The sequence below is a fragment of the Candidatus Protofrankia californiensis genome (genome assembly GCF_900634765.1).
Taxonomy (GTDB): Bacteria; Actinomycetota; Actinomycetes; order Frankiales; family Frankiaceae; genus Protofrankia; species Protofrankia californiensis.
The window spans coordinates 1-5,923 of sequence record NZ_CAAAFT010000241.1; the positions used below are offsets into that span (position 1 = coordinate 1).

Annotated in this window: 5 protein-coding genes; 1 reads left to right on the forward strand and 4 read right to left on the reverse strand. The window is 68.4% G+C overall.

All coding sequences use genetic code 11. From position 1 onward, the window contains the following. Positions 1-17: 17 nt before the first annotated feature. Both DD1DGNOD_RS12920 and DD1DGNOD_RS12930 read right to left on the reverse strand, forming a co-directional pair. Positions 18-1,265, reverse strand: a complete 1,248-nt coding sequence (locus tag DD1DGNOD_RS12920) for an IS110 family transposase (protein WP_131770234.1) — start codon at positions 1,263-1,265, stop codon at positions 18-20. A gap of 1,268 nt (positions 1,266-2,533) precedes the next feature. Continuing rightward, positions 2,534-3,220, reverse strand: a complete 687-nt coding sequence (locus tag DD1DGNOD_RS12930; RefSeq protein WP_131770238.1) for an IS6 family transposase — start codon at positions 3,218-3,220, stop codon at positions 2,534-2,536. Here DD1DGNOD_RS12930 and DD1DGNOD_RS26955 point away from each other — a divergent pair. Next, complete coding sequence (locus DD1DGNOD_RS26955; protein ID WP_165036661.1) at positions 3,198-3,359, forward strand: hypothetical protein; 162 nt, start codon at positions 3,198-3,200, stop codon at positions 3,357-3,359. The two genes, DD1DGNOD_RS12930 and DD1DGNOD_RS26955, sit on opposite strands and share 23 nt — an antisense overlap. Before the next feature lie 119 nt (positions 3,360-3,478). On the opposite strand, the gene DD1DGNOD_RS12935 is transcribed toward DD1DGNOD_RS26955, so the two are convergent. Beyond that, positions 3,479-4,675: a TetR/AcrR family transcriptional regulator gene (locus DD1DGNOD_RS12935; protein WP_131770236.1), complete on the reverse strand. Its 1,197-nt coding sequence runs from the start codon at positions 4,673-4,675 to the stop codon at positions 3,479-3,481. A gap of 144 nt (positions 4,676-4,819) precedes the next feature. Then, on the reverse strand, positions 4,820-5,923 hold a 1,104-nt coding region (locus DD1DGNOD_RS12940; protein WP_131770237.1), incomplete at its 5' end, for an AMP-binding protein.

The following is a 5,923-nucleotide window of genomic DNA, read 5'->3' on the forward strand; positions in this document are numbered from 1 at the left end:
CTCACTGGGTTTTCGAATCAGGCGGCCTCGGGGATGGGGTCGAAGCGGACGGTGTAGCCGAGGGTGTTGGCCTGGTGGGTGAGGCGGCGCAGGGCGCGTTCGGGGTCGCGGCGGGTGAAGTAGTCGCCGCCGAGGTCCTGGTAGTCGGTGTCGTTGGTGAGCATGTGCCAGACAGCGGTGAGGGTGGAGTGCTCGATCGCGACGAGGGCCTTCTTCTTGCCGAGCCGTGGGGCGAGCCGGCGGTAGCGGGCGCCGAGGTAGGTGGTGTCGCGGGTGCGGGCGGCGGCCATGGCGGCGGTGCCCAGGGCGCCGCCGAGCCAGTGGTTGCCGTGGCGGGTCTTCCCGGATCTGCGTTTGCCTGCGGATTCGTGGTGGCCGGGGCAGATACCGGCCCAGGACGCCAGGTGTCCGGCGGTGGGGAAGCGGGTCATGTCGGCGCCGGTCTCGGCGATGATGACCTCGGCGACGGTCTGGCCGACGCCGGGGATGGTCACGAGGTGCTCACGCTGGCGGGCAAAAGGGCGCGTCTGTTCCTCGATCCGTGTCGACAGCTCGCCGATGGCCTTGGTGAGCTGGTCGATGCGTTCCAGGTGCAGCCGGCACAGGAACGCGTGGTGCTCGGAGAAGCTGCCGGTCAGCGCCTGCACCAGCTGGGGGATCTTGGGCCGCATCCGGGCCTTCGCCAGGCCAGCCAGCGCGTCGGGGTCGCGTTCGCCGTCGATCAGCGCGGCGAGCATCGCCCGCCCGGACACCCCGAGAATGTCGGTGGCCACCGAGGACAGTTTGATCCCGGCGTCCTCCAGTTCCTTCTCCAGCCGCTGGGCCTCCCGGGTCCGGTCGGCGGTCAGCGTCGTCCGGTAGCGGGTGAGGTCACGCAGGTGGCGGATCGGCTCCGGCGGCACGAACGACGCTGTGAGCAGGCCGCACTCGCCGAGCTGACACAGCCAGGCCGCGTCACTGACGTCGGTCTTACGGCCGGGTAGGCCCTTGGCGTGGGCGGCGTTGACCAGGATCACCGGCAGGCAGTCCTCCAGCAGGTAAAACGCCCCGCGCCAGTAGTCGCCCGTGGCCTCCATGACCACCAGGGTGACCCTCTCCGCGACCAGCCAGTCCCGCAGTTCCAGCAGCGCGTTGGTCGTCGTGGCGAACGTGCGGGTCTCCTGCCTGCGCGACCGGCCCCGGCCCGGGTTCGGCGTGCGCACGCACGCCTTGAGATCCTTCTTGCCGATGTCCAGCGCGGCGCACCGGTCGTGCAGCAGCTCCACCGGGGTTCCTCCGAATCCTTCTAGACACACCGCCAGGCGCGGCCGACCGGAGGGACCACAGGCCTCGGAAGAGTCTGACCCGCGTGCTCGAAGCAACAATCAACAGCGCCTGTCGGTGGCCCCCGCGCCATCCTGACTCCCGAGCTCGGGTGGCATCACAGTTGCACCGGCGTCCCGGACGGCCGCGACCCCGATTTTCCCGCCACCACGGCGGCCCAGCGCAGCGGCCCCGGTTCCTGACTCGGCAGGCCGTCGACCATCGGCTCCGGACCGATTCCCGTGCCCCTGCGCCGGTCGCGAACGTGAACCGCACGGCGAGCTGGGGCGGCACCCGTGTGTGGTGGCGTGCTGACATCGACCGCTGGCTCGGTGGCGTCGATCTCGACCACTGGACGTCCCTGCCCCCGTAGGCCCGCTGAGATCGGATGCGGCCGCCCGCTTCCTGTGGGGTCACCGAGTAATCGATCATGATTGGCTGCGGGTCGTGTGGTTGCCCGGTGTCAGTAGCGTGTGCGTTCAGAAGGGCACGGTTTCTTCAGCCACGGCTGGTTGAACATGCTGTCCGAGCAGCCCTCCCGGTGCTTTGAATATGCCCGCGGTAGGCCGCGATGACATGTCATCGTGTGGCTTCCGGGCAGCGGAACCGGGGTGCATCAAACGGCACAGGGTGGCATGAAATCCGTAATGGACATATGACGGTGTCGCGCACAGCGCGACACCGTCGAGGAGCGTTTTCGTTCGAATATTCGCGAGCTGTCTTTGGTGGGGCTCATGAGATGTTTCAAGATCCGAAGTGTTGTTGCTGGACGGCTCCACGGTTGCGGGTGGGCGCCGACGCACTTGCGGAGATGCTGGCGTCGATCGGATCATCCGCTGCCGGCCGCCGTGTCTCATCGGAGTCCGGAGCCGCAGCGGATCCGGTTTCCCTACGTCGTACGTCGCACGTGAAGGGACGGCGGCACCGGTTGCCGGGACCGGCCGCTGGGGCGATGGGATGTGGGTGCGCCGGTATGCCCTCAAGGGGGCTGTGTATGCCATGCACAGCCAACCCCCTGGGTGTTGGTGGTTTCAAGTGGCCTAGTACAGTCATCGCGTCCACCGCAGCGGATCGTGCACGTTCCGGCAGCTTTGCGGGAGGCCGGGGTCGCAGTAGATCGGCGAGGGGGAGGCTGTGCCGGATTCCATGACAGTGGAGCCGTCGATCGGGGCGCTTGGGGTCTGTTGCGTTCAGCGGAGTCAAGACATGCCAGGCCCCGCCGGGCCGCTGATCAGACCGCCAGTGCGAGCTCGGTGAAGGCAGCCGACAATCGCAGGTGTGGGTCGGTGTCGAGGCCGAGTGCGTAGTGGCCACGGCGGATGTTCTGCACGAAGGCGTGCCCGGAGCTGACCGTCTGGGCGGAGCGGATGCGTTTCAATCCGCGTATCGGCCGCAGGCGGGTTTTGAGCTGGCTGTGGTCGGACTCGATCCTGTTGTTCGCCCGCCGGGCATCGACATGGTGGGCGGCGGGCAGCAGCTCGTCGAGCAGCCGGGGGTAGGAGGCAGCCTTGTCGGTGGTCACTTCGATCGGTCTGCGGCCGTGCGACAGGGCCCGGGTGAAGAACCTGCGGGCTGCGGCCAGGTCTCGGTGCTCGGAGGCGAGAACGTCGATGACCTGGCTGTCCTGGTCGACCGCCCGGTACAGGTAGATCCACCTTCCGGCGACCTTCACATACGTCTCGTCCACGAACCACCGGTCCCCGGGGGTGTGCCGGCAGGGCCGGGCTGCGTCGATCAGCAGCGGGGTGAACCGCTGCACCCACCGGTAGACGGTCACATGATCGACGGTCAGGCCGCGTTCGGTCAGGAGTTCCTCGACGTCCCGGTACGACAGCGCGTAGCGGAGATACCAGCGGACCGCCAGCACGATCACTTCCGGTGGGAACCGGAACCCGGTGAACTCCGAGGCGGGGATCAGCGAACGGGCAGGGCGTCGACGCGTCCGTCCACCTTGCCTGATCAAGGACCCAGCGAACGCAACAGACCCACTCGGCCTCGACGCCGACCCGCACCTGCGGCTGTCGGCTGCCTTCACCGAGCTCGCACTGGCGGTCTGATCAGCGATTTGGCTGGGCTTGTCATGTCCTGACTCCGCTGAATGCAACAGACCCGGTCCAGCGCCGCCGTACAGATCCGTTCTACGGCCTCCGGGCCCAGGTTGCCGAGCGGACTCTATTCAGCGCCGCGCTGTCTGGCGGGCTGTGTGCTCGAGGCCCAGGATCGACTTACCGATGTCGCACACGGCCGTCAGTGCGTCGGCCTGTGCGCGCAGGTGCGGTGTTCGGGCGATGTCGTTGGTGAGGCTGAGGATGGCTTGCACACGCACGCGTGCGTGCGCAGCGGGCAGGTCGGGGTGCACCCGGCGGAGGAGCCGCACCCACTCCGCGATGTAGGAGCGCTGGGTGTCGCGGATGGCCGTTCGCTCCCGCTCGGGCAGGTGCGCGGTCTCGGTGATGAGCAGATCCATCGCGTCGCTGTGCGCGAAGGAGAAGTCGGCGTAGGAACGTGCCAGCCCACGCAGCGCATCCTGGTTGTTGGCGGCGCTGTCCAGCACCTCTGATCCGTCGTGTTGGAGCTGTTCGGCGCCGTCCAGTATCACGGTGCCCAGGAGGTCGAGCTTGCTGTCGAAGTGGTTGTAGACGCTCGGGCCCGCGATCCCGGCGGCAGCGCCGACGTCATCGATACCGACGGTCTGGTAGCCGCGCTCGGCGAACAGCCGCGCTGCGGCGGTGAGCAGTTCGTCGCGGCGCGTCGCAGGCGGGGCGACGGTGGCGGGCAGCGGCGCGTCGCCGGTGCGCCTCAGCGGGGCGCGTAGGACGTCGTCGGCGATGGCGACCAGCAGGTCCTCGTACTCGGCACGGGGGAGTTCGATCCGCTGGAACGACACGCTCATCAGGGCGCCCATGACCGCCCAGGCCAGCAGGTCCTCGTGGAGTTCGCCCACCGCCGGTCGGCGCTGCGCGACGACGCCGGCGACCTCGTGTTGTATTCCCACCAGCTCGTGCCGCAGGCGTGTGCGCAGGTGCGGCTGGAGGTGCCGTGACTCACGCTGCCACAGCACCCCGGTCCGGCGATGCTCGAGCACGGCTCGGACCAGTGCGCTCACCGCACCACCGCCGTCCGGTGGCGCCTCGTCCAGCGACGATCGGATCGCGGACAGTGCGTGGTGCACGACCTCGTAGAGCAGCTGCTCTTTGCCGCGGAAGTGCCGGTACAGGGCGGACGGCTGCACCGCGACGGCATCCGCGATGTCGCTCATCGACATGTGGGGATACCCGTCGCGAGCGAACAGCTCCGCAGCCGCTGCGACGATCTGGTGCCGTCGGTTGCGCGGTCGCGTGCCGCGCCGTGGCGCCTGCACGGCCCCGTCCATGCGCCCCTCCTCGGTTCAGTCCCCGATCCAGGGGCACTCCGTCATGACCGGGGGATGCGCGAGCAGGTCATACACCAACGACGGCGAGCGTTCCAATACATATCGTGAGCAACATATCGGAATCACCGTTCGTGCGCCCGCGACTCAGTTCACCTGCCGTTCCTTTCCGGCCCAGTACTTCTTGCGCAGCTCCCGTTTGAGGATCTTGCCAGCGCCGGAGACGGGCAGCGCGTCTACGAACTCTACGCTGCAGGGCGCTTTGTAGCTGGCGACGAGAGACTTGGCATGCTCGCGCAACTCCTCGGGGGTGGCCTGCTGCCCGGGCCGCAGGACCACGACGGCATGCACCCGCTCGCCCCACCGCTCGTCCGGGACGCCGACGACGGCGGCCTGAGCGACCGCCGGGTGCCGCGCGAGGGCGTTCTCCACCTCTGCGGAGTACACGTTCTCGCCGCCGGTGACGATCATATCCTTGATCCGATCGACGATGTAGATGTAGCCGTTGTCGTCCATGTAGGCGCCGTCGCCGGTGTGCATCCAGCTGCCGCGCAGCGCGGTCGCTGTCTCCTCCGACTTGTTCCAGTAGCCCAGCATCATGTGCCCGCCGCGCACGACAACCTCGCCGACCGTGCCGCGCGGGACCTCGTTGTCGTCGGCGTCGACGATGCGCACCTCGGCGTGCGGGGCGGCCCTGCCCGCAGAGCGCAGGTTCCCTTCGCGGTGGTCCTGCGGGGACAGCAGCGTGGCGACCGGCGCCAGCTCGGTCATCCCGTAGGCCTGGGTGAAGTCGGCGTTTGGGAAGGCCTTCATGGTCCGTTCCAGCACCGTCGCCGAGATGGGGGAGGCGCCGTAGATCACCGCCTTCAGGCTGGTCAGGTTGTAGTTAGGTAAATCGGGGTGATCGACCACGGCCTGGATCATCAGTGGCACCAGCAGCGTGTCGGTGACCTGATGGTCCTGGATGGCCTTCATGACCGCGGTCGGGTCGAACGCTGGGATGATCACATGGGTGCCGGCGTGCAGCATCTGCGCGCCCCAGCCGATCAGGTCGGCCAGGTGGAACATCGGCGCCGCGTGCAGGTACCGCCCGCCAGGCCCGAACGCCACGCCGGAGGCCACTGTGCCCACCGTGGAGGTGACGAGGTTGGCGTGGGAGAGCATGACGCCCTTGGGAAAGCCGGTGGTCCCGCCGGTGTAGAACAGGCCGGCGAGCTCGTCGCCACCGCGGCGGGCGTCCTCGATCGGCTC